20 protein-coding genes, 1 tRNA gene and 2 pseudogenes are annotated in these 22,518 nt (G+C 68.6%); 9 read left to right on the plus strand and 14 right to left on the minus strand.

The annotated features are described in order from the left end of the window. The first annotated feature begins 81 nt into the window (after positions 1 to 81). Positions 82 to 303 (plus strand): MbtH family protein, encoded by a 222-nt coding sequence (locus tag BL254_RS19525; protein ID WP_047223662.1) that lies wholly within the window; start codon positions 82 to 84, stop codon positions 301 to 303. 170 nt (positions 304 to 473) lie between these two features. Here the strand turns inward: BL254_RS19525 and BL254_RS19530 are convergent, their stop codons facing one another. From BL254_RS19530 to BL254_RS19550, 4 genes are all read right to left on the minus strand, one after another. Then, the gene (locus BL254_RS19530) at positions 474 to 1,274 is read right to left on the minus strand and encodes a hypothetical protein (RefSeq protein WP_076844460.1); all 801 of its coding nucleotides are present in this window, start codon (positions 1,272 to 1,274) and stop codon (positions 474 to 476) included. Positions 1,275 to 1,410: 136 nt separating this feature from the next. Further along, the gene (locus BL254_RS25330; protein WP_083731219.1) at positions 1,411 to 3,504 is read right to left on the minus strand and encodes an ABC transporter ATP-binding protein; all 2,094 of its coding nucleotides are present in this window, start codon (positions 3,502 to 3,504) and stop codon (positions 1,411 to 1,413) included. 325 nt (positions 3,505 to 3,829) lie between these two features. Then, positions 3,830 to 5,698 carry an ABC transporter ATP-binding protein gene (locus tag BL254_RS19545; protein ID WP_076844462.1) on the minus strand — a complete coding sequence of 623 codons (1,869 nt, stop codon included), beginning with the start codon at positions 5,696 to 5,698 and terminating at the stop codon, positions 3,830 to 3,832. 172 nt (positions 5,699 to 5,870) lie between these two features. Beyond that, complete coding sequence (locus BL254_RS19550) at positions 5,871 to 7,283, minus strand: lysine N(6)-hydroxylase/L-ornithine N(5)-oxygenase family protein (RefSeq protein ID WP_083731220.1); 1,413 nt, start codon at positions 7,281 to 7,283, stop codon at positions 5,871 to 5,873. A gap of 456 nt (positions 7,284 to 7,739) precedes the next feature. Between BL254_RS19550 and BL254_RS19555 the strand changes: the two genes are divergently transcribed. Continuing rightward, positions 7,740 to 7,812 (plus strand) — tRNA-Ala (locus BL254_RS19555). A gap of 818 nt (positions 7,813 to 8,630) precedes the next feature. On the opposite strand, the gene BL254_RS19560 is transcribed toward BL254_RS19555, so the two are convergent. The 5 genes and pseudogenes from BL254_RS19560 to BL254_RS19580 form a co-directional block, all read right to left on the minus strand. Next, positions 8,631 to 8,945, minus strand: a complete 315-nt coding sequence (locus BL254_RS19560; protein ID WP_076844466.1) for a type II toxin-antitoxin system RelE/ParE family toxin — start codon at positions 8,943 to 8,945, stop codon at positions 8,631 to 8,633. Then, positions 8,945 to 9,226 carry a type II toxin-antitoxin system Phd/YefM family antitoxin gene (locus BL254_RS19565; RefSeq protein WP_047223667.1) on the minus strand — a complete coding sequence of 94 codons (282 nt, stop codon included), beginning with the start codon at positions 9,224 to 9,226 and terminating at the stop codon, positions 8,945 to 8,947. Before BL254_RS19565 ends, BL254_RS19560 begins: the two co-directional genes overlap by 1 nt. Positions 9,227 to 9,500: 274 nt before the next feature. Beyond that, entirely contained in the window at positions 9,501 to 9,794 is a 294-nt protein-coding gene (locus BL254_RS28655) for a PP2C family protein-serine/threonine phosphatase (protein WP_047223668.1), read from the minus strand. Between the two features lie 102 nt (positions 9,795 to 9,896). After that, a pseudogene (locus tag BL254_RS28660) lies at positions 9,897 to 10,142 on the minus strand (acyl-CoA desaturase); the annotation flags it as partial. A gap of 40 nt (positions 10,143 to 10,182) precedes the next feature. After that, positions 10,183 to 11,373 (minus strand): ferredoxin reductase, encoded by a 1,191-nt coding sequence (locus tag BL254_RS19580; protein WP_083731221.1) that lies wholly within the window; start codon positions 11,371 to 11,373, stop codon positions 10,183 to 10,185. A gap of 422 nt (positions 11,374 to 11,795) precedes the next feature. Here BL254_RS19580 and BL254_RS19585 point away from each other — a divergent pair, with 422 nt between their 5' ends. Both BL254_RS19585 and BL254_RS29015 read left to right on the plus strand, forming a co-directional pair. Then, complete coding sequence (locus BL254_RS19585; RefSeq protein WP_047223670.1) at positions 11,796 to 11,981, plus strand: AlpA family transcriptional regulator; 186 nt, start codon at positions 11,796 to 11,798, stop codon at positions 11,979 to 11,981. Positions 11,982 to 12,145: 164 nt separating this feature from the next. Continuing rightward, positions 12,146 to 12,280, plus strand: coding sequence for a hypothetical protein (locus BL254_RS29015; protein ID WP_256386266.1), 135 nt, complete (start codon positions 12,146 to 12,148; stop codon positions 12,278 to 12,280). 371 nt (positions 12,281 to 12,651) lie between these two features. On the opposite strand, the gene BL254_RS19590 is transcribed toward BL254_RS29015, so the two are convergent. From BL254_RS19590 to BL254_RS19600, 3 genes are all read right to left on the minus strand, one after another. Then, positions 12,652 to 13,323, minus strand: a complete 672-nt coding sequence (locus BL254_RS19590) for a pentapeptide repeat-containing protein (RefSeq protein ID WP_076844468.1) — start codon at positions 13,321 to 13,323, stop codon at positions 12,652 to 12,654. An 84-nt stretch (positions 13,324 to 13,407) separates the two neighbouring features. Next, positions 13,408 to 14,292: a helix-turn-helix transcriptional regulator gene (locus tag BL254_RS19595; protein ID WP_076844470.1), complete on the minus strand. Its 885-nt coding sequence runs from the start codon at positions 14,290 to 14,292 to the stop codon at positions 13,408 to 13,410. Between the two features lie 215 nt (positions 14,293 to 14,507). Further along, entirely contained in the window at positions 14,508 to 15,326 is an 819-nt protein-coding gene (locus tag BL254_RS19600) for an SAM-dependent methyltransferase (RefSeq protein ID WP_076844481.1), read from the minus strand. 364 nt (positions 15,327 to 15,690) lie between these two features. Between BL254_RS19600 and BL254_RS19605 the strand changes: the two genes are divergently transcribed. The 5 genes from BL254_RS19605 (at position 15,691) to BL254_RS19625 (ending at position 19,734) form a co-directional block, all read left to right on the plus strand. Continuing rightward, positions 15,691 to 16,497: an ABC transporter ATP-binding protein gene (locus BL254_RS19605; RefSeq protein WP_076844472.1), complete on the plus strand. Its 807-nt coding sequence runs from the start codon at positions 15,691 to 15,693 to the stop codon at positions 16,495 to 16,497. After that, positions 16,494 to 17,390 (plus strand): ABC transporter permease, encoded by an 897-nt coding sequence (locus tag BL254_RS19610; protein WP_076844474.1) that lies wholly within the window; start codon positions 16,494 to 16,496, stop codon positions 17,388 to 17,390. Before BL254_RS19605 ends, BL254_RS19610 begins: the two co-directional genes overlap by 4 nt. A 107-nt stretch (positions 17,391 to 17,497) precedes the next feature. Further along, positions 17,498 to 18,679 (plus strand): hypothetical protein, encoded by a 1,182-nt coding sequence (locus tag BL254_RS19615; protein WP_047223674.1) that lies wholly within the window; start codon positions 17,498 to 17,500, stop codon positions 18,677 to 18,679. 165 nt (positions 18,680 to 18,844) lie between these two features. Next, complete coding sequence (locus tag BL254_RS19620; protein ID WP_047223685.1) at positions 18,845 to 19,252, plus strand: helix-turn-helix transcriptional regulator; 408 nt, start codon at positions 18,845 to 18,847, stop codon at positions 19,250 to 19,252. After that, positions 19,252 to 19,734, plus strand: coding sequence for an SRPBCC family protein (locus BL254_RS19625; RefSeq protein WP_076844475.1), 483 nt, complete (start codon positions 19,252 to 19,254; stop codon positions 19,732 to 19,734). The genes BL254_RS19620 and BL254_RS19625 overlap by 1 nt, the downstream gene beginning before the upstream one ends. Positions 19,735 to 19,854: 120 nt before the next feature. Here BL254_RS19625 and BL254_RS19630 read toward each other — a convergent pair whose 3' ends face one another. Further along, entirely contained in the window at positions 19,855 to 21,594 is a 1,740-nt protein-coding gene (locus BL254_RS19630; RefSeq protein WP_076844477.1) for a serine/threonine protein kinase, read from the minus strand. Between the two features lie 464 nt (positions 21,595 to 22,058). Continuing rightward, positions 22,059 to 22,518: pseudogene (locus BL254_RS19635) on the minus strand (hypothetical protein); the annotation flags it as partial.

A 22,518-nucleotide genomic window follows, 5' to 3' on the forward strand; every position in this document is an offset into this window, starting at 1 on the left:
GGCAGGGCCCCGGGAGAACCGGTCGGGAGAACCGGGCCCAGGAGAACAGCGGAACAGCAGAGCCGGAGAAGGGGGACACCCATGACCAACCCGTTCGAGGATCCCGACGGCGTCTACACCGTCCTGGTCAACGCCGAGGGGCAGTACAGCCTGTGGCCGGACTTCATCGACGTCCCGGCCGGCTGGACGGTCGAGCACGGGCCGGGCCCGCGCCAGGAGTGCCTGGACTACATCGAGACACACTGGACGGACATGCGCCCCAAGAGCCTGATCGAGGCAATGGAAGCCGCCCCCCGCGACTGACCCACCGCCGCCCCGGCCGGCGCCGGCTTCGGTGCCGGCTTTGGCGCCGACGAACTCGGCGACGGCTACCAGCGATCCCAACGGGGTGCCGAGGGCCAACGAGTTACCAGTGCCTGGAAGGGGGTCGTTGAGGTCTGGAGGGGCCATGGGCTCTTATCTCCGGGGGGCTCTTATCTCCGGGGGAACAGTTGGAAGCCCGCGGTGGAGGCGATCCGGGTGATGACCGTCTCCCAGTTGCCGCCGGGTGGGACCACGATCCGCCAGTCCCCACGCTCCCAGCGCAGTTCGATGYGCATGGCGGCGTACCCGGTGGTGCCGGTGGAATCCACGGCGTCCGTGGCCACATACAGCACGACCCGGTCGGGGGCGGCCACATCGAACCGGACTCCGGCGTAGCGGAAGATCGGGTCGGAGAACCGTCCGGTGAGCCGGTCGGGAATGGTATATCGCGCCGCGGCTATCCGGGTCCGTGTCAGCAGGGCGGGCTGGTCGGCACCGGTCGCCTGCTCGGCGATGGTGGGTTCGAAGATGTAGGCGCCGACAATGGCGTCCGTACGGAAGACAACGTGGATCGCGGCGAGGGCGGCGCCCAGCGGGGTGTGGGCGAACCCGGACGCCCGGTCGTCGGCCAGGATGCGCGGGCCCGCGGCCGGCGAGACCGGCAGAGCGAAGCCATGGAAGTCCAGCCAGGTCAGGTCGGAGAAGTCCAGGACGGGCAGGCCCGAATCCGGGAGCACCGGCCCGCCGGGCACCGGGACCGCGCCGGCCGTACCCGTGGGCGGTGCCGGCGCCGGTGTCGGGGAGCCGCCCCGGCCGCTGACGAGTACCAGCCCGACGGCGATCCCGACCGCGACCAGCCCGGCGGCGGCCAGCAGCCCCACACCCGTGGAGAAACGACGCTCGCCAGCCATATCCGTGCCCTTACGCCGCTCGACCATCACCTGGATCGCGCGGATCGACAGGACGATCACCCCTTGCGCTAGCTATGACACGTATTGTCAGAATAGGGGGTCGCGCAGTAAGGCGGTGGCCATAGCCCAGCGTGACGCGGGACAGCCCGCGGGCCGCGAGCAGCCGGACGAAGGTGTTCTACTGGTTGACGGTGTTCTACTGGTTGACGGGAGCGTCCTGTGGCGCGCGGGTGTCGGACCATGCCTCCCACAGCGCGGCGTAGCGCCCGCCGGCGGCGATGAGCTCGTCGTGCGTACCGGTTTCGACGATCCGCCCGTCGTCCATGACGACGACGAGGTCCGCGCCTGCCGACTGGGTGAGACGGTGCGCGACGACCAGCCCGGTCCGGCCCGCCAGCGCCTGCTCGGCGGCGGCCTCCAGGATGCGGGCACCGGCGCTGCCGGCGTCCGCGGTGGCCTCGTCGAGGATCGCCACCGGCGGATCGGTGAGGACCAGGCGGGCGAGCGCGAGCTGCTGGGCCTGCGTGACGGTCAGCCGGTGCCCGCCATCCCCCACCACGGTGGCCAGCCCCTCGGGCAGCGCCTTCGCCCACCCGGCCGCGCCGACGCGGTCGAGCGCCGCGAGCAGCTCGTCGTCGCTGGCGTCCGGGCGGGCCAGGCGCAGGTCGTCGGCGAGCGGCCCGGCGAAGACGTGCACGTCCTGGGAGATCAGGACGACTGTCCGGCGGACCGCGGCCGGGCCGAGTTCGTCCAGCCCCACGCCGCCGAGCGCGATCGACCCGCTGGTGGGGCGGTGGATGCCCGCGATGAGCCTGGCCAGGGTCGTCTTGCCCGCGCCGCTGGCGCCGACGAGCGCGACCCGTTCGCCCGGCTCGATGTCGAGGTCGACGTCACGCAGCACCTCGTGACCGGGCCGGTAGGCGTGGCCGATACCGGCGGCCCTGACCGAGGCGTCCACCGGCACGGCGACCGGCGCGACCACCGGCCTGCTGACCGACCCCCTGACCGGCGTGGTGACTGCGGTGGCGGCCGAGACCGCGGACGACACGGTGCCCGACGCGTCGGCCGTCGCGGCATCCGGTGTGCTGGTCAACACGTTGGCCGGCACACCGGCCGGCACGTTGGCTGGCACACTGGCCGGCTGGGCGGGCCGGTGTGGTTCCGGCGTCGTCGGGATGTCGGCGACGCCCACCATCCGGGCCAGGCTCGCGGTCGCGGCCTGGGCCTCGTCGACGAGCGCCAGCGCCACGTTGATCGGGTTGAACAGGTTGTGGAAGTACAGGGCCGCCGCGGTCGCCGTGCCGATCGTCACCGATCCGTTGCGTACCAGCAGGAAGCCGACCGTGAGGACGGCGGCGAGACCGATGAACTCGGCGAGGTTCAGCCGGGCGTAGAACCGCGTGATCAGATGGATTCCCCGCAGGGCCAGGTCGACGGTGGTCCAGGAGCGCTGGGTGACCCGGCCGATGTGTTCGTCGTCGCGGCGGAACGCCCGGACGGTGGCCGCGCCGCCGATGGTGTCGAGGAGCTGCTGCTGCTGGGCGCCGGCGGCGATACGTTGCCTGGCGTAGAGGGGGATGCTGCTCCCGGCGTACCAGCGGACCGCCTGGAACTGGACGGGCGCGGCGAGCAGGGCCGCGAGCGTGAAACGCCAGTCGAGGACCGCGAGCCCCACCAGGGTGAATCCGATGGTCAGAGCGGCGTGGGCCATCTCCGGCAGCGCTCCGCGGACCGCTTCGGTGATCCGCGTGACATCGTTGGTCACGCGTGAGGTCAGGTCGCCGGTGCCGGCGCGTTCCACCTGTTCCAGCGGCAGGGTGAGCGCGCGTGCCACGAAGCGTTCGCGCAGGACGGCCAGCACGCCCTCGCCGAGCCGGGCGACGAGGGTGACCCCGACCGCTGTCAGCACGCCCTGCGCGGCCGCGACGACCACGAGCAGCACGACCGGAGTGATGATCGCGTCGGTCGACCGGCCGTCGGCCACGAGGTCGACGATGTGGCCGAGCAGCGGCGCGGTGAACAGACCGACCACCGTTGACAGGGCCAGCACACCGAACGCGGCGATGGTCAGCGCCCGCCGCTCACGCAGCAGCCCGCCGACCGTGGCACGGATGCGCGCGCTGGTCGCGGTGGGCAGCAGTTCCCGGCCGTCGTCCGTCCGCGCGGAGACCTCAGGGCTGGCCGCGGACGCCTCAGGCCTGCTCGCGGACGCCTCGGGGCTGGCCGCAGACGCTTCGGGCCTGCTCACGGACGCTTCGGGCCTGGCCGCGGATGCCTCGGGGCTGGTCATCGTCGGTTCTCCCGCGTRGTCATCGTGCCAGGACGAGTACTCAGGGCCACCCGCCTGGCCCGCGCGCCAGTTCTCGCGCGGACACTTGTCATCACATGGACACCGTCCGCCACATGAACGCCGTCCGCCGTGCGGACACTGCCCACTATGTGGACACCACTCGTCCCGTGGACAGCGCTTACCGTGTTGACGGCGTCCGTCCCGCGAACAGCGCCTACCGCATGGGCAGCGTTCTCCATACGGACGGTGACCATCAGATGGACACTGTCCGCAGCGTGGACACTGCTCGCTGTGGGGACGGTGGCCATCAGAGGGGCGGTGGCCGTCATGTGAGCACGGTCGCCCGGTAGTCCGCGTGGCCGTGGACGAGTTCGCCATGGGTGCCATCGGCGGTCACCGTGCCCCCGTCGATGACCACCACGCGGTCGGTCACCGCGAGCAGGGCCGGGCTTGTTGTGATCAGGATGGTGGTCCGGCCACGGCGGATGTCGCGTATACCGGCCGCGATCCGCGCCTCGGTGACCGCGTCCACCGCTGTGGTGGGGTCGTGCACGGCCAGCACGGGGGAGCCGACGGCGAGTGCGCGGGCGAGCGCGATACGTTGCCGCTGCCCGCCCGACAGTGACCGTCCACGTTCAGCGAGTATTTCGTCGATACCGTTCGGGAGGCTGCTCGCGACCTCGTCGGCCCCCGCCGCCACCAGCGCCCGTCCAACCACACCCCCGGTACGGGCCTCCACCACGTCACCGGCATCGGCACCGACCGGGCTCCCGGCACCGACCGGGCTCCCGGCACCGATGCCGATCGCGGCCGAGCCGTTTCCGGGGCCATGCCCGGTGAGACCGCCCCCGACAGCAACAGGCTGACGTCCGGCGGGCTCATCTTCAGCCGGGCCACCGTGGGGCGTGGGCACCACGACGTTCTCGATCAGGGTTCCCTCGAACAGTTCCGCGTCGTGCGCGGCCACCAGGACCGCGGCGCGGACCGCCGCCGGGTACACCCCGGACAGCGGCACCCCGTCGAGTTCGACCGAACCGCTGTCCGGATCCGCCTCGCGTCCCAGACACCGCAGGACGGCGGTGGCCGCCGCCGGATCAGCCACGACAATCCCCAGCAGCTCGCCGGGGGCGGCGGTGAACGTCAGGCCCCGCAGCGGCCCGTAGGTCACGTCATGGAAGCGGACCTGGCCCCGCACCGGCTCGGGAAGGCTCCTCGTCCCGGCCCCGACCGCTGGGGACGTCGCCAGCACCGAGGCGATGCGGCCGGCGGATGCCCGGCCCTGGGCGAACTCCGCGTTCACCCAGGCGAAGATCGACAGCGGTCCGAGCAGGAACTGGGCGAGCCCGACCGCGGCGATCAGATCACCGACCGAGATGTCGCCCTCGGCCGCGAGCCGACCCGCGACCAGCGCGACCAACGCGATGAAGATGCCCGTCAGCGCGAGGACGCCGCCGTCGTGCCAGGCCTTCGCGCTGGCCGCCCGCAGGGTCGCGGTCAGGGAGTCCTGGCTGGTGCGCCGGTAGCGGGCGATGGCGGCCGGCTCGGCGCCGATGCCCTTGAGCACCCGCAGTCCGGCGACGAGGTCGGCGGCGACGCCCGATGCGTGCGCGGCGCGTTCCTGCTCGGTGTCGCTGCGGCGTTCCAGCGGCCGGCCGAGCAGGTGCGTCCCCCACAGCAGGAACGGCGCGCCGAACAGCACCAGCAGGCCGAGCGGGACGGAGACCGTGAGCAGCGCGACCGCGCCGACCAGCAGGCCGGTGACGGCCGCGATCGACGCGGGCAGCGCCGCGTTCACGATGCCGACCCGCTGGGCGTCCCCCGTGGCGATGCTCACCAGCGCCCCGGACAGGTGACCGGTTTCCGCGCCCGCCCGCGGGTCCAGGACACGGCGGGTGAGCTGGATGCGCAGGTTGTGCGCGGAGCGTTCGGCGGCACGTTCCCCGAACCRCGCGCCGAAGCGGTAGCAGAACGAAAGGCCGGCGAACGTGACCGCGAGGACGGTGAGCCAGCGGAGGAGGTCGCCGGTGGATCCGGTCGACACGGCCCGATCGATGATGATCCCGATCAGGACCGGGACCAGGGCCTCCCCGACCTGATGCCCCGCGACCATCACCGAACCCACAGCGATCCGGCGCCACTGGCTGATGATCGAGCTGATGAGGACGTCCCGTCCCGACGGCCCGCCAGTACGCACCCTTGTCCTCCGGTCCGTTGCTCGTCGTCCTCCGACTGCGGCCGATCATCCCTTGGCGGTGACCGGATGGCTCGTCCGTGCCGTCGCCGTGCCCGCCATGCCCGGCGCGGTCGGCGCGGCCGGCAGGTGCCGGTGCGGCCGTACCGGCCTGGTCAGCCGTACCAGCGTCTGGTCAGCCCAGCGCCAGGGCCGGTGCGTCGGCGGCCACCCCGTCCGCGGCCGACGCGCCGTCAGCGCGATCGTCGCCACGGTCATAGGCCTGGTCGTCGACCTGCTCGAGGGCGGAGCGCAGGAGTTCCCCGGCTCGGACGGCGATGTTCGACAGCAGCGTGGAGGAGATGCCGTGCGCGTACTCGGTGGCGCCCGGAACGTAGATGCCGGCCGTGGTCCCCGCCGAGGTGACCACCCGGTAGTCGCGCCGCACCCGCAGCCGACCGGTGTCGTCGACGTCGCACACCGCCGCCATACCGCTGAGCAGACGCCACGGGTCGCGGGGGCGGTAGCCGGTGGCCAGCACCACCACGTCCACATCGAGGGTCTGGCGCCGGCCGGTGGGGAGGAACTCGATGGTCGCCCGGACGCCGTCCGGGACGTCCTCCAGGTCGATGACCCGGGACGCCCGCACCATGTGCAGCCGCTCGGCGCCGCGCACCTTCTCCTGGTAGAGGCGGCGGTACAGCTCGTCGATGAGGTCGGTGTCGACCACCGAGTAGTTGGTCCCCCGGTGGTAGTCGAGCAGCATCGCCCGGACCTCGTCGGACGCGTGGAAGAAGTCGTCGACCGCGGTCGGGTCGAAGATCTGGTTGGCGAACGAGCTGTCGTCGGCGGGGCTGAAGCCGTAGCGGGCGAACACCGTGTGCACCGCGGCCCGCGGGAAGTTGGAGTGGAGGTATTCGGTCACCTCGGCCGCGCTCTGGCCGGCGCCGACGACGAGGAACCGCTCCCGCGGTGTCGACGGTATGGYGTTGACGCGGTTGAGCAGGTCGTGGTTGTGCCAGATCCGCTCGGTGATCTCGAACCCGTCCGGTGTGCGAGGTTCCAGACCGGCCGCGATGACGACGTTGCGGGCGCGGCGCACCTCGGTCCGCTCGGGGTCCCCGCCGCGCCGGCTCACCACGTCGATGAAGGCGATCTCGCTGCCGTGGGTGACCGGCCGTAGGTCGACGACCTCCGAGTCGTACTCCACGAGATGGTCGAGGCGGCCCGCCGCCCACTCCAGGTAGTCGTGGAACTCGTGCCGCAACGGGAACATCGTCTTGTGGTTGATGAAGTCCACCAGCCGGTCTTGGCCGTGCAGGTAGGACACAAAGCTGAAATCGCTCGCCGGGTTGCGCAGGGTGACGAGATCCTTCAGGTAGGACACCTGCATGGTGGCGCCGTCGAGCAGCATTCCCCGATGCCAGCCAAAGCGTTTCTGGCGTTCCAGGAAGGTGACCCGCAGCGCCGCAGAGGGCTCCACCTGGGCGTTGTACTCCTCGACGGCGATCGCCAGGGCGAGGTTGGAAGGCCCGAACCCGATCCCGATCACGTCGTGGACACCGAGTTCTGTCAGTTCTCCGGCCCGCTCGTGCAGACGTCCTACCACGGCTGCCCTTCCAGTCATGTGACCGCGTCGGCGCTGACCAGACGCACCTCGTCCGAGGACGCTCAGGCGGAGCACCATGTCATGATTATTAGTTAAGTTAGGCTTACCTATACTCGGAATAATTCGTCGGTGTCAAGGTTGTGCATCTCTTCGTGTTCCGTTGTGTACGGCCTGTTGTGCACCCCTTCGCGGCCCGCCCCTGTGACTGACTTCATTAAGTTTGGTTAACCTAACTTACAGTGAATCAGGTAATGCTGTCCGGCGGATCGCGACAACACCGGTCGCGTCCGGAGTCGTGATGCACGGAGAGGGATCGCGATCCGCCCCTGCGCGACGGCGGGCCTCCCACGTCCCGGCTCTGGAGCCCCCGCGCCGTACGCGGCCGGCTCGGCCGCCGTAGAGTCACACTCCGGCCCACCGGAGCCCTGGTGTCGTACTCTTGGTTGGGTCGTCTCCGGGGGCGTAGCTCAATTGGCAGAGCACTGCCTTTGCAAGGCAGGGGTTCGGGGTTCAAGTCCCCGCGTCTCCACGCTGCAGTACCAGGCGGTTCGCCGGTGAGTTCCCGTCAGCACGGGGCGGGTCACGGCCCCCGTGCGAACGAATCCGCGAACGTGGCTTACGCGGACTCGGCCTGCGGCCCTTCTTCCTCCGTCCCATCGGCTGCGTCGGGCGGCTCAGGGGCGGCCTGGTCGGCGGGCGGTTCGGGTGTGCCGAGGATCGCGTTCGCGATCTTGTGAGGCAGGGTCCACGAAGGCACYTGAGGTCGACGGCGGCTCTTGATGCTGCTGACTCTCGTACTCTGCGCTGTCGTTGCCTTGGTTGATCAGGAGCTGGGCGCGGCATTGGCGGTTGGGCTGGCTGCCATGATCTCCGTCGATCAACTGGCCAGGTCCAAGAGAGAAAGATGATCTATCTGGTGCCGGATGCTCCTCCGGAGTTCCGTCCGGCACCAGGTCCGCATCTGCGGTGTAGTTAAACGTGTAGCCCAGACGGCGGACGTCRGTGTACGGCGGCAGACCTTGAAGTTGATCCGCTGAGGGACAGGTACTTCCGCCGAGGCCCGCACGTCGGTCAGGCTCACCGCACCCCACTCGCCGGGCCGTTCCCGCTGAACGGCCCGGCGAGTGGGGTGCAACACGCCGTTACCGTAAGCTCCCTCATTCGAGGGTTGTTGTGTAGTCAACCGTGTAGCCGGAAGCGGCTCACTCCTGTTCCGTCCGGCGCCTTCTCCGTTCCCGTCACCGCGGTGGCCGAGATGTCGGTGACGGACAGCATGGTGTCCATCGACAGCGCCGCGCGGAGGCGTTCAGGCGGGACGTGACAGATCTCGCGGCTCCTGCTGTCTCCCTATGCGCGGTAGGCGTCGCGGCGGTGGCGGATCGAGTGGATCTCTACGACACGTCTGGCTTCATCGATGCGGTAGATGATCCGATAGGTGCCACGGCGGGCCGAGTAGTACCCGTCGAAGGGTTCGTTGAGTGGCTTGYCCGCTCGGGAGGGGCTGAGGGCGACTGTGTGGTAGATGGCCTCCGTCGCCGCGATCGCCACGTCCAGCGGAAGGTGCTCGCTGAGGTTTCGGCGAGCTTGCCGGGAGAGCAGGACCGTGTACGGGCTGGGCTTCTCGGCGGCGCCTGCGTCGGCCTCCTCGTCGCTGGCGRCCATCAGGCCGCCCCGCGGCGGCGCTCCAACTCGGCCCGGACCTCCTCCACGGCGAACGTGTCCCCTGTCGCGAAGTCCTCCCGCGACTGGCGTAGATCGGCCAGGGCCTCGTCATCGGAGAGCAGATCGAGCGTCTCCTGCATCGACTCGTACTCTGCCACCGAGATCAGCATGACGTCGGCCCGGCCGTTACGGGTGATCGTGAAGTGGTCGTGCTCCCGCGCGACCCGGTCGGCGAGCTCGGCGATCCGGGCCTTGGCCTCTGTGATCGGAATAGTCTCCATAGAGGCCAGGATAGCGACCGGTCTGAATCATAGCCAGAATACGGGTAGAAGATCGGCTGGTGTCTGTCCGACGCACGGTAGCGCTGAAGCATTCGTGCGCCGACCGCCGGGTGATCCCGAGCACGGCGCCGGCCCCGGGCTGAGGAGGCTACCGCAGCACGCGTGACCACGACTGTCCGGTCGACGAAACATCCTGTGCCAGCACTCCATATTTCTCGCTCTCTGTCACCAGTCTGGTGGTTTGGAGTGAAAGATCCCTCACGGTAGGAAGCCCTCACGGTAGGAAGACAGCGAGGATGGCGATGTCGTCCTGGGGCGGGCCGTCGGCGAAGTCGATGACCGCGGCTTCGACCGCTGAGGTGAGCTGGTCGGCGCTGGCGGGTTCGGTGTTGGCGACGAGTGCCCGCAGGCGGTCGTCGCCATACTGCTCCCGGCCGCGACGGGCCTCGGTGACACCGTCGGTGTAGAGCAGGAGCATGTCGCCGGGCCGGAGGCGTATCCGAGTGCTGGTGAGATCGGCGTTGTCGAAGAGCCCGAGGGCGAGACCGTGTGCACCGACTGGTTGCACGGCGCGGTCGCGGTCGCGGTCGCGGAACAGGACGGGGTGTGGCCCGCCGAGCAGAGGATGACCTTCAGGTTTCTTTGGGTCTCGCGGACGGCGAGGTACACGGCGGTGAGGAACCGTTCGCTGTCCGGGTGCTGGGTGAGCAGCGCGGTTGCTGGGCAGGTCGGGGAAGAGGTGGTGCTCGATCTGGTGGCTGAGGTTCCYGCTCAGAACATGGAGCAGCACGGGTCCGTCGATGTTGGCCGAGCCCAGTAGCTGCCGCAGGTACCGTTCGCCGCGGGTCTCACTCTCGATCTGCTCCTGGGTGAAGATCTCGGCGCCATCCGGAAAGTGACCGCAGACAATTGTCGTGCCTGGTGACAAGTCGAGGTGCCTGCCATGTGCCTACTCCCTACAGGTCGATTTCCACGTCGCCGGCCGCCGCCGACACGCAGGTCTGGACGAGTTCGCCTTCGTCGCCGTGTTCCAGGCCGGTGCGCAGGTCCCGGACGCGGCCAGCGGTGAGTCGTGCCACGCAGCTGTGGCAGATGCCCATGCGGCAGCCGCTGGGCATGAGGACGCCGGCGTTCTCACCGACTACCAGCAGCGGTGTGTCGCCGCCAGCGTTTGCCTCCCGCCCGCTCCTGACGAACCGGACCCGGCCGCCGACACCACCACGGCGGACCGCCGGCTGGAAACGCTCCACCCGCAGGCGGTCCGCGAGCCCGGCTCGCTGCCAGGACGCCTCGGCGTCATCCAGCAGGCCGGTCGGCCCACAGGCCCAGGCCCACCGTTCGGTCCAGTCGGGGCAGATCGCGGGCAGCGCCGCAACGGTGAGACGGCCGGTGTACCGGCCGTCGTCTGTACGCGTCCGCGTGTGGTGTTCGTGCAGACGCAGCTTTGGCAGCCGCGCCGCCAACCCGCGTAGCTCGGCGCCGAATATGACGTCCCGCGGGGTCGGCGCCGAATGCACGAGGACCAGGTCCGGCAGTTGGCCGCGTCGCACAAGGCCACGCAGTATCGACATCACGGGTGTGATTCCGCTGCCGGCAGTCAGGAAAAGCAGCCGCGGCGGGGGTGCCGGAGGCAGCACGAACCCACCCCGAGGACCTTCCAGGCGGACAACCGTACCCGCCGTGACACGATGGACAAGATAACGTGAGACCAGGCCGTCAGGGGCGGCCTTCACGGTCACCGAAATGCGGCCGTCCTGGCGTTCCGGCGGTGAGGACAGCGAATATGTACGCCAGTACCGGACACCGTCGACATCGACACCGAGCCGGACGTGCTGGCCAGCCTGGTGCTCGGTCCAACCCAGGCCCGGACGAATCACGAGTGTCGCCGCGTCGATGGTCTCCGGCTGGACGGCCTCGATCCTGCCCCACATCTGCCGGCGTGACCAGAGCGGGTTGACCAGCTCGAGGTAGTTGTCGGGCAGAAGGGGAGTCGTCAGCGACGCCGCCGCGTTTGAAACGACCTTCCGGATGCCTGGCCCGAACCTTCTCGCGGCATAGCCGACAGCCAGTTTGCCGTCGATACGAAAAATTGGATCCGTCGACAGAACGACCTTTTTCACTGTTACATCCCACTCGGCGGTACGCATGTTCCGTGAAGCTCGGGTTTCTGCTCGCAAAGCCTACACYGAAAAATCGCGATCAGCATGATCGACAGTCGTGTCGTATGATCTTTCTGCGGATGTCTCCGGAGGTATGGAGCGGACAGTTCAAGAAACAATGCCAGAAACTTCGGAGCAGACCCTCGTCGCCCTTTCATGCACTTCTGGTTCATGTACTTCTGGTGTGGAGTGGATGCATCGGATGGGCCCGGTGGGTCGGCAGGCGAACGGAGATACTCGTCTCGGTTTCGTCGCTAAACGTGACATGATGACGGCTCGACCGTCCTGGGTCCGTGTTCCGGTGTTCAGGACGGGCGACGACAGGCCGCTGGACACGTCTGGCAGCCCGGTGCGGGACCGCCCGAAACGGCCTGGCCGGCCGCCGGAGGGCCGGCGCGTAACATGATGGTGTGGCGGGTGAGCTTCTGTGGACCACCGCCGACATCGCCCGGCGGTTGGGGATCTCGGTGGAGCACGCTCGGCGGCTCTCCCACCGGGAGGATTTCCCAGCCCCGACCCAGCACATTCGCTACTTCAACCTGTGGCGCGCCACCGATGTCGAATCCTGGCTCACGGAGGGCCGGCAGGACCGCTGAGGCCGAACTTCACGGTGCCGGCGGCGCGCGCCGGACACGGCCGTTCGTCCGGCGCGGTCTCGCCTCCGCGATCGGTGGCGGGATCGCTGAAGCCGTGGCTGTGACCGGGTGACAACGGGCAGGATGGCCTCGGAGCGCCTGGAAACCGAGGGGAGACACCAGCGGTGGTTACGGTACGGGTCGTACGGGTCTTCACCGACCAGGCAGGCAACCACGGCAACCCCCTCGGAGTCGTCGAGGACGCCGCCAGCGTCGTCCCCGACCCGGCGCACCGTCAGGAGATCTCGGCCGGGCCCTGACCCTCCACCACGGCAGAGGCTCCGTCATCCACGCCCGCCCGGGCCCTCCCGGCCACGCCGACATCGGCGGAACCGTCACCGAGGACGCCCCCCGCATCCTCTGACCGACCCGGCGCGAGCAAACGCGAACCCGATCCGGCCCTGAGAGATCGGCCCTGGTCAGATGGCTCGGCGCGGACGCCGTCCAGGCGCGGAAGTCGGTCACGAGCCCTTCTGCCGCTTCCTCTCGACGACCGGCCACCCGTCGTGTGCGGCCTCCGCTGACAGCTCGCTGGACAGCGCTCGCCTTACAGGCGAGTGGTCGCAGGCTCGATCCCTGTCGAGATGTTCGATCCCTGCCGGAGCCGCCCGCGAAGAGCGGTTCTGGCTCGTCAGCTGTTCCTGACGGTGATGCCGAGCGCCCGGGCGAGCAGCGRCGCAAGGTCCAGTAGCTGGACGGTGTCGATGGTGGCGCCTTTCAGCGCGTCGATCCCCTCGGTGATCCCGAGAGCCGCGCCACGCAGGTCGACCTCGTTCAGACGGGCCTTGTCCAGCCGCACCCCGTCCAGCGTCGAGCCGGGGAACGTCACGCCTGTCAGCGTCGCACCGCCAAAGTCGACGTCCCGCAGCAGGCAGTTCACGAACTGCACCTCCCGCAGAGCGGCGGTACGCCAGTTCACCGAGTCGAACTTGCAGTTGAAGAAGGCCACCCGACGCAGTTGCGCGCCGAACGCCTCCACGCCCGCCAGAGCGCTCGAGACGATCTCCGTGTCCAGCCAGTTCGTCTCCGCCAGATCGGTACCCACCCAGCGCACGGTGTGGAACCACACGTCGTTGAACCGGGCACGCCGCATCCGACCGCCGTTGAACGTCACCGAGGAGAACGCGGACTCGGTGAACCGCGCGTTGCTGGCGTCGAYGTCATCGAAGGTGCCTCCGTCCGCATGGACGGTCTCATAGACGCTCTCCCGCTCCAGCCCACGACCCAGCGGCTCCAGATAGCCCACATACGGCAGATCAGCAAGCTCCCGGGCCACCGTGGACGCAGAAAACCTCACAGCCATCGAGTATCCGCCCACCCCTCGCCACCGACCGACCGCTCTCGCGGCGTGCTGCCGGGGGGCGTGCTGCCGGGGGCGGGCCGACGGCTATGTCCCGATCTTGCAGGCGATCCGGGTGAGCGTGGCCACGGTGACCTTCGGGGGCGCGCTGGCTATGGCCAGCTGGGACATGACCTGTAGGTACGGGTCGACCTCGTGGGGTTTGTCGAGGAAAAGGGCTCCGGTGAGCTGCTCGAGGTACACCACGTCGGTCTGGTCCGCCGCGGGTGACTCCGGCCCGGGAAAGCGAAGGATGGTGAACGCGCCGCACTCGGCCACGTGGGCGCCGAGCATGAACGGCATGATCTGGATCGTGATGTTCGGCCGGGTGGACATGGCGGCCAGATGCTCAAGCTGGGCATGCATCACTGCCGGTCCGCCGATCGACCGCCATAACGCCGCCTCGTCGAGCACGACCCAGAGCTGGGGTGGGTTCGGCCGCGACAGCAACCGCTGCCGACTTGTCCGGACCGCGACCCRCCGCTCCACGACGTCGGGTGTCAGGTGGTGGCCGCCGGCCGCGATGACCGCTCGGGCGTAGTCGGGGGTCTGCAGCAGCCCGGGAACGAACTGGACCTCGTAGCTGCGGATGAGGGTGGCCGCTTCCTCCAGGCCGATGTATGGCGCGAACCAGCTCGGCAGCACGTCACCATAGGGCTGCCACCATCCTGGTGCGTTGGCTTCCGGGACCAGTTCCAGCAGCGGAGCCCGCTCGGCGGCGTCGGTGATGCCGTAGTAGGTCAGCAGGTCCGCGACGTCTCGTTCCTTGAAGCTGACCCGTCCGAGCTCCAGCCGACTGATCTTCGATTCCGAGCCCCGGATGTGGTAGCCGGCTTCCTCCCGACTGATCCCGCGGTTCTCCCGCAGCTTGCGCAGCTGGGAGCCGAGCAGAATCCGGCGCGCGGTGGGACTACCCCCCGAAAGGTCGGTCATCTCTGCACCCCCGCAGCCGCGCTTGGCGTGGACAAACCCGCTGTGCGCTGGCTCAGCCGCGACACGCCCGCCGGGACCGGACGATAGCGTACCCCGAGCGTACGTCGATGACCGAGACGACGAACATCATCACGCCGTGACCAGGACGGTTGGCCCGGGGAGCGGTCTGTGCTGCGGCTGTCGCGCCGCGTTGGAGCCGTATGCTACCGAGCGCTTCAGAGCTTGCGCGCGACAGCGCCGAACYGGGGCACCTCTGGAGGAAGGCCACCAGCCGAGGCGGAATCGGGCCGCCATCGGGAACAGGACACGATGCCGGGCTCCAGAAGTTCCAGGCCGTGGAAGAAACGGGCGACCTCRTCGCGGCTGCGGGGGGTGATCGGCGGGGTGGCGTGTTCGTTCCAGTGGCGCATGGACGCGGCGTTGGCCTCGCCACCGAGTTCGTGCGTCGGGTGCGCGACCACCAGGTAGCTGCCGGATGGCACGTGGTCGATCAGGTGGTCGACCACCGCGACCGCCGTGTCGGTGTCGAGGATGAAGTTCAGACTGCCGAGAAACATGATCGCGGTTGGTTTCGCGAAGTCCAGGGTCTCGGCCGCGGCCCGCAGGATCGAACCGGGATCGTGGGCGTCCGCGTCGATGTAGTCGGTGGCGCCCTCGGGGATTCCCACGAGCAGGGCACGGGCGTGCACCAGTACGAGCGGATCGTTGTCCACGTAGACGATCCGGCTGTCGGGGGCGATCCGCTGGGCGACCTCGTGGGTGTTGTCCGCGGTCGGCAGTCCGGTGCCGATGTCGAGAAACTGACGAATCCCCGCCTCGCCGGCGAGGTAACGCACGGCGCGGCCCAGAAACGCCCGATCGGCTCGGGCCACGTCCACAATGCCGGGGAACATCTGCYGGACCTGTTCGCCGACCTCGCGGTCCGCGGGGAAGTTGTCCCGGCCGCCCAGCCAGTAGTTCCATACTCGGKCGTTGTGGGCGACCGTGGTGTCGAATCCGAGATCGCCACCCCAGCCAGGTTGGTTTTCGGTAATGGCGGCGGACTGAAAGTTCCAGACCTTCGTCGGGTCCGCCGGAGGGCCGCCGGGAAGAGGGCCCGGGTCGGGACTGGCGGGAGTCGACGTGTCCTCTGCCACTGGGGCGTCTCCTTCGCGGACATGGGATGGAAGCGGCACAAAGGTATGCCCGCGCGCCGGTGCCTGCCAGGGCGCGTCTGACGGATGTTCGATCGCGCGACCGGATGGGGCAACGGAGATGGCGTGGCGCGAAAGCGTAGGGAGAAAACGCCGTCTGGTCATGGCGGCCGATGTCACCGTGATGCTCGACGCACAGAGCTACGATCCGGGTCAGAGACCGTTCGGTCGGTCACTTTGCAGGACTTGGTCGGAAGGACCCGGCGTGGCAGACGACAGCGAGCTACCCGCTGTCCGGCAACCGGTCGCTCGCCACGATCCTGGGGCCCTCACCCCAGCGGGGATCGCGCTGGCCTTTACCGGGGTGGGAAAGGTTTTCCCGGACGGGACCGAAGCCTTGCGTGACATTTCTTTCACGGTGGGAGAGGGTGAGTTCGTAGCGGTGGTCGGGCCGTCGGGGTCGGGCAAGTCCACGCTGCTGYGGATCGCGTCGGCCCTGACCGAGCCCTCGTACGGGACGGTAGTCGTGAGCACTGCCGTTCCCGGCTATGTCTTCCAGGATCCGACGCTGCTGCCGTGGCGCAGCGTGGAGGGCAACGTCGGCCTGCTGGCCCAGTTGGACGGTGTTCCCAGGCCCGAGCGACGCCGGCTCGTCGCGGAGGCGATCTCGCTGGCCGGGCTCACGGGTTTCGAACGTCACCGGCCCAGGGCGCTGTCCGGTGGCATGCGGATGCGGGTGTCGTTGGCGCGGGCGCTGACCGTCCGGCCGTCGCTGTTCCTGTTCGACGAGCCGTTCGGCGCGCTCGACGAGATAACCCGGCAGCGGCTGGGGCAGGAGGTGCTGCGGCTGTACGGGCAGGAGCGGTTCGCCAGCCTGTTCGTCACGCACTCGGTCGTGGAGTCGGTCTGGCTCGCCAGCAGGGTGGTGGTCCTGTCCACCCGTCCGGGACGGGTGCTGGCCGAGATCGACGTCCCGTTCGACTACCCACGGCAGGTGGAGCTGCGGTTCGACGCGGCCTTCGGGCGTACGGCGCGTACCGTCTCCGAGGCGTTGCGGGAATCCTTCGCGTGACCGCGGTGAAGCGGCCGCGGCCCCCGTCTCCCGCTTTCCCGGTGCCGCCGGCGGGACCGGCCGGACCGGCTGGACCGGCACGAGGCGCACCCGCACATTCCCGCTGGGGCCGGGCTGTGCGGGTGGCGGTGCCGCCGCTGGCGGTGCTCGCTGTGGTCGTCGGCGTCTGGTACACGGTGAGCTACTTTGCGCTCGCGCCGCGTCGACGCTTTCTTCTCCCGCCGCCGCACGWGGTGGTCACTGACGGGTTCGGGGACTGGCCGACCTTCCACGAGATCCTCACCGGGCTGGGCGAGACCGCGCAGGTCGCGCTTGTCGGCCTGGCCATCGCCGCCGCGCTCGGCATGCTCTTCGCGGTGCTGATGAGCCAGGCGCGGTGGGTGGAGCGGTCGTTCTACCCGTGGGCGGTGGTGCTCCAGACGATCCCGATCCTGGCGATCGTCCCGCTGATCGGGTTCTGGCTCGGGTACGGGTTCTGGTCACGCACCGTTGTGTGCGTCCTCATCGCCTTGTTCCCCATCATCACGAACACCCTGTTCGGGCTGTCGTCAGTGGACGCCACGCATCATGACCTGTTCACGTTGCGCCACGYGAGCCGGTGGGCGCGGCTGGTCCATCTCGAGATCCCGAGTGCTCTTCCGGCCGTGTTCACCGGGCTGCGGATCTCCGCCGGCCTGTCGGTGATCGGCGCGATCGTCGGTGACTTCTTCTTCCGGGAAGGACGACCCGGTATCGGCAGCCTCATCGACGACTACACGCGCGGACTGGAGTCGGCGCCACTGTTTGCCGCGATCATCGTGTCGTCTCTGTTCGGTCTGGCGGTGTTCTGGGTGTTCGGGCTGCTCGCGCACCTGGTAGTCGGGGACTGGCACGACTCGGGGCGGAGGTCGTGACCCCGGGCCGTGGCGATCGAACATCCGTCGGACACGGCCCCGGGCCCCGTCCGCCGTAGCTTCACTCACCTTCAGCCCTGTCCCTTCTGAACGCATCAAGGAGAGCAATGCGAGCATTAACGTCGCGCCGGCGCCACGCGGTCGCATGGATCGGCGCCGCCGCGGTGGCGGTGACGATGGCGGCCTGCTCCAGCTCGGATGGCGGATCAACCATTGGGCCCACCGCCACGGCAGGCGGCGGCCCGGTGGCCGCATCCCAGTACACGACTCCGCTCAAAGGCGTCTGCCCGGACACGGTCGTCGTGCAGACGAGCTGGTGGCCGGAAGCGGACCAGGGATTCACCTACCAGCTACTCGGACCCAACCCGACGATCGACGCGGACCACAACCGGGTGGTTGGCCAGCTCGGCGCCACCGGTGTCCGCCTGGAGATCCGCTCCGGGGGCCCGGCCGCCGGCTACCAGCAGCCGTCCGCGTTGATGGCACAGGATGACGCCATCCTGCTCGGTTACGTCGGCACGGACGAGGCGATCCAGAACTCCGGCAAGATCCCGACAGTGGCGGTGTTCTCCTCCTACGACCGCAACCCCGAGGTCTTCCTGTGGGGTAACCCGGACTGGAACTTCACCAACATCGGTGAGATCGGACAGTCCGGGGCGAAGGTTCTCGCCTACGCCGGCGCGGCCGACATCGACCTGTTCGTACGCCAGGGGCTGCTGAAGCAGTCGCAGGTCGACACCTCGTACCAGGGCAGCCCGGACCGCTTCGTCGCCGCCGACGGCAAGGTCGTCCAGCAGGGCTTCGTCACCAACGAGGTCTACCACCTCGAACACGACGTGCAGGCCTGGAACAGGCCCGTTAAGTACCTGCTCGTCGATGCCTACCCCATCTACCAGTCCGCCCTGGCCATCCGCGCGGACAAGCTCGAGGCCAACAGCGCCTGTCTGGCCAAGCTCGTTCCGCTGTTCCAACAGGCGCAGCGCGACTACATCACCGCCCCCGGCCCCACCAACCAGCTGCTGCTCGACATCGTCGGCAAGTCGCATACCGCGGGGTTCAGCCTCTCCCCCGGCCTGCTCACCTACGCCAACCAGACACAGCGCGACCTCAAGCTGATCGCAAACGGCGCCGACGGGGTTCTCGGCAGTTTCGACAACGCGCGCGTCCAGAAGCTGATCGACGACCTCGTGCCCCTCTACACCGACAAGGGCACCAACCCGAAAACCGGCCTGACCGCCACTGATGTGGTGACCAACCAGTTCCTCGAAAAATCGGTGTCCCTCAGCTGAAGGCTGGTCCGTAACTCGGTCGGGTGTGGTGTGGCTGTCCGGGCGGTGCCCGGACAGCCGGCCCGGCGGATGGCGCAGCGGTAAACGTTAATCCTCAACCGTTTGGTTGACGTATGGGTCGATCGACGCTAAGTTTCTCCTCAATCGATCGGTTGAGGAGTGATCGTGGTGGATCAGCTTTCCCGGGTCTTCGCGGCTCTCGCGGACCCGACCCGGCGTGATCTGGTCGCGCGGCTTACCGACGGTGACGCCACGGTCGGCGAGCTCGCCGCGCCGTACGACGTCACCGTGCAGGCGATCTCCAAACACCTGAAGGTGCTCGAGCAGGCCGGCCTGGTCAGCCGTACCGGCGAGGCCCACCGCAGCCCGGTGCACCTCGAGGCGAAGGTGTTCGACCTGATGACCGCGTGGATCGAGCGGTACCGGCGTCAGGCCGAGGAGCGTTACCGACGCCTCGACGCCGTGCTGGCCGCCATGAACGACGCCACCGCCATCACCACCGGCGTCACCGACATCACCACGAACAACGCCCGTGACGACGAACAACCGACAAAGGAAAAGGAGACAGCCTGATGAGCACCATCGCTGCCGCCGTGATCGAAGCCGACCAGAACGTACCGATCATCCGGATCACCCGGGACTTCACGGYCACCCCGGAACAACTGTTCCGGGCTCACACCGACCCCGCCCTGTTCGTGCGGTGGGTCGGACCGAACGGACTGCGGACCCGGATCGAGCACTGGGATGCCAGGACCGGTGGAAGCTGGCGTTATGTCGCCGACCACGACGGCAACGAGTTCGGCTTCCACGGTAGTTTCCACGAGGTCCGCACCGACCGGATCGTGCAGACCTTCACGTTCGAGGGCGAACCGGACGGCGTCGCGCTCGAGACGCTGTGGTTCGAGGATCTCGGCGACGGCCGTACCAGGCTGCACGCCCAGTCACTGGTGGACAGCTTCGACAGCCGGGACGCCTGGCTGCGCAGCGGGATGGAGATCGGGGTCAACGAAGGTTACACCAAACTCGACATTCTGCTTTCCGCCGGTGGAGTCTGAGGTGACGCTCCCCGGCGTCGCTCGTCCGCCGACCGGTCGGTGAGTGAGCGACACCGGCGGATCAGCGATACCTTCGACGAACGGGGGATGCCCCGGTGGCGGTCCGGGTTGCCGAACGGTCTACTCCCGCCATTGTTGCTGGGTGGTCTGATTGCACTCCCACAGCTGCACCCTCGTGCCGTCCCATCCGGCGTTGGCATCGGCATCGAGGCACCGGCCGTACGGGGCATTCCACCCGTTCTGATAGGCGCTCGCGGCCGCGTCGCTACGGTAGTACCACCGTTGCTGGGCGAACCCGTTGCACATCCAGAGCTGTACCTTCCCGCCGTTAGCGCCGATGGTGTTCGTGTCGGCGTCGAGGCACATGCTCGGCCACTTCACGCTGTGAATCAACGCTCCGGTGGTACGCAGGTCACCCTCGTAGTACCACTGTTGCTGGACAGATCCGTTGCACGTCCAGAGCTGGACTTTCGTGCCGTTGGAGCCCTGGCCGTTGAGGTCGGCGTCAAGGCACATGTCCTGCCCGAAACGGTTGCTGTGGAGGGTGATTCCGCTGGTAGCCACCGGAGCTGTCGAGGCGTCCGGACTCTGACCGGGTTCTTCTGTCGCGAAGGGCCTGGGCGAACTGGCCGCATCGTCTGACGGTGCCTCTCCTCCCGATGTGCGAATTATGAGCGCGGCCGTGACCACCGCAAGCACGACCGCGGCGCACCCGCCGACAAGCCATCGCGGCCGTCTGCGGCCTGGACGCCCAGGTGGCTCGGGTGTGTCCGACGGCGGCTGAGGAGGCTCGAATTCGGCTGGCGATGGACCGGACGACACGGGTGAGCTGGGTGATCCTGATGATTCAGACAGATCGGATGGTCTGGGTGGGGTGACATCGTAGCGGCTGAGATCCGCGACCACGGTGGGAGGCAGCCAGTTCTCGTCGATGCGCAGCCGCTCGTCGGTGGATGCCGCCCGGCACAGCTCGATCAGTTCCGCCGGAGCAGGGCGAGCTGTCGGGTCCTTCTCCATACACCGTTCCAGCACACCGCGGACCCGGTCCGGGCAGCGATCCCAGTCGGGCTGCCCGTGCACGATCCGGTAGGAGACGGCAGCGTCTCCGCCGAACGGCAGCCTGCCGGTGATCGCATAGTAGGCGGTGGAACCGAGGGAGAAAATGTCCCCGGATGTGCCCGGGGAGACTCCCTGAGCCTGTTCGGGAGCCATGAACGCAGGCGTGCCGATCTGGATCCCGGTCTTGGTGATCTTTGTTTGAGAGGCTTCGATCGCCCGGGAGATACCGAAATCGATCACCCGGGGGCCGTCCGCGGCGAGAATGATGTTGCTTGGCTTGAGGTCACGGTGGATCACGCCGGCGTCGTGGATGGACTGCAGTGCCTCCGCGACCCCGGCGATCAGCAGCAGGACGCTCTCCGCCGGCAGCGGTCCCTGCTGGGCGACGGTTACGGCGAGGGAGGGGGCTGCGACGTAGGCGGTGGCCAGCCACGGGCGTGGGGCGTGCGGGTCACAGGCGATGACCGGGGCGGTGTACAGACCCAGGACCCGCCGGGCGATCGTCACCTCTTTTTCGAAGCGACGCCGGAACTCGGGATCGGCGGCGAGCCACGGCCAGGCCACTTTGAGCGCGACCTGCCGGCCGCCGGGGGTGTAGGACAGGTACACCGCCCCCATGCCGCCCTCGCCGATCCGGGCCCAGAGCGGATATGTGCTGATCTCGCGGGGATCCTCCGAGGTCAGCGGGGTGAACACCGCATCCCGGCCCCGTCCCGCCCCGCCAGGTGTGTTCGGCGGGTTCGGCTGTGGCACGTCTCCCCCCGGGACGGTGCGGTCTGTGTCCGGCGATGTGTTGGTCATCGCTTCTCCGTGTGGCTCGCTGTCCGTGTCCATGGGGGTATCAGCGGTAGAAATCAGCTCCGGCCACGACAGTATGCATTATTCCGGACACATGTCCGATCGGGGGTCGGGGATGCCGGACCGTATTGGTTCGCGGAGATTCGTCGAGCCTGCTCACCGTCAGGACGAATTATCCTGATTTGTAGGACTCTCGGCTCCAGCGGCCTGCACGGGCACACGGCGAGCGCGGCGTTCGAGGCCGTGCTCCGATGTGAAGGGAGTGCTGCGGCCGGGGCCGGGGCCCAGATCGCCACCGTCGCCGTCGAGGCATGAGAGGGCCGGCGGGAAGCCAGCGGAGAGCTGCCCACCGTGCGCGGTGCCGGTGGGGCGCGAACCTCCGTCGTTCCTTCCGCCGGCACCGCACGACAGAGGTTGGACTGCCGATGTCGTTGTTGAACCGCAGCGCTCAGCGCGTGCGGGGAATTTCAGCGTGTGCAGGGAATACTGAACGCGCCTTTGTTGGCGGCGGTGACGGTGTTGGTRCAGGAGACGATGTTCCGGGTCTGGGTGGGTTTGTCGATGTTGATGCCGTAGCCGGGGCCGCGGACGTCGAGCTGGTTCCCGGTGATGATGTTGCCGGTGCCCCAGCCGTCGACGACGACGTGGGTCTGGATGCCGTCGAGGGGGCTGTGGGTGCCGGTGTTGCCTTCGACGCGCCAGTTGTTGCCCTTGAGGTCGATCCAGGAGTCGGCGTAGTTGGCGCCGGTGATGGTGGCGCCGTCGAAGTGGTTGCCGCGGACGAGGCCGCCGGTGGTGGCTTCTTTGATGTCGATGGCTTCGGCGGTGACGCCGCTGATGGTGTTGCCGATGATCTGGTTGCGGTCGGAGGTGTCGGGGCGGCCGCCGCTGAAGCGTTTCCAGTTGGATTCGGCGGTGCCGATGTAG

Source organism: Protofrankia sp. BMG5.30 (assembly GCF_001983005.1).
Lineage (GTDB): Bacteria > Actinomycetota > Actinomycetes > Frankiales > Frankiaceae > Protofrankia > Protofrankia coriariae.

What these genes read in the sequence shown, in the direction of transcription:
- BL254_RS19525 (WP_047223662.1), top strand. Translation starts at nt 82, where the DNA reads ATGACCAACCCGTTCGAGGATCCCGACGGCGTCTACACCGTCCTGGTC.
- BL254_RS25330 (WP_083731219.1), bottom strand. Translation starts at nt 3,504, where the DNA reads ATGACCAGCCCCGAGGCATCCGCGGCCAGGCCCGAAGCGTCCGTGAGC.
- BL254_RS19565 (WP_047223667.1), bottom strand. Translation starts at nt 9,226, where the DNA reads ATGGAGACTATTCCGATCACAGAGGCCAAGGCCCGGATCGCCGAGCTC.
- BL254_RS19580 (WP_083731221.1), bottom strand. Translation starts at nt 11,373, where the DNA reads ATGCGTACCGCCGAGTGGGATGTAACAGTGAAAAAGGTCGTTCTGTCG.
- BL254_RS19615 (WP_047223674.1), top strand. Translation starts at nt 17,498, where the DNA reads ATGCGAGCATTAACGTCGCGCCGGCGCCACGCGGTCGCATGGATCGGC.
- BL254_RS19630 (WP_076844477.1), bottom strand. Translation starts at nt 21,594, where the DNA reads ATGACCAACACATCGCCGGACACAGACCGCACCGTCCCGGGGGGAGAC.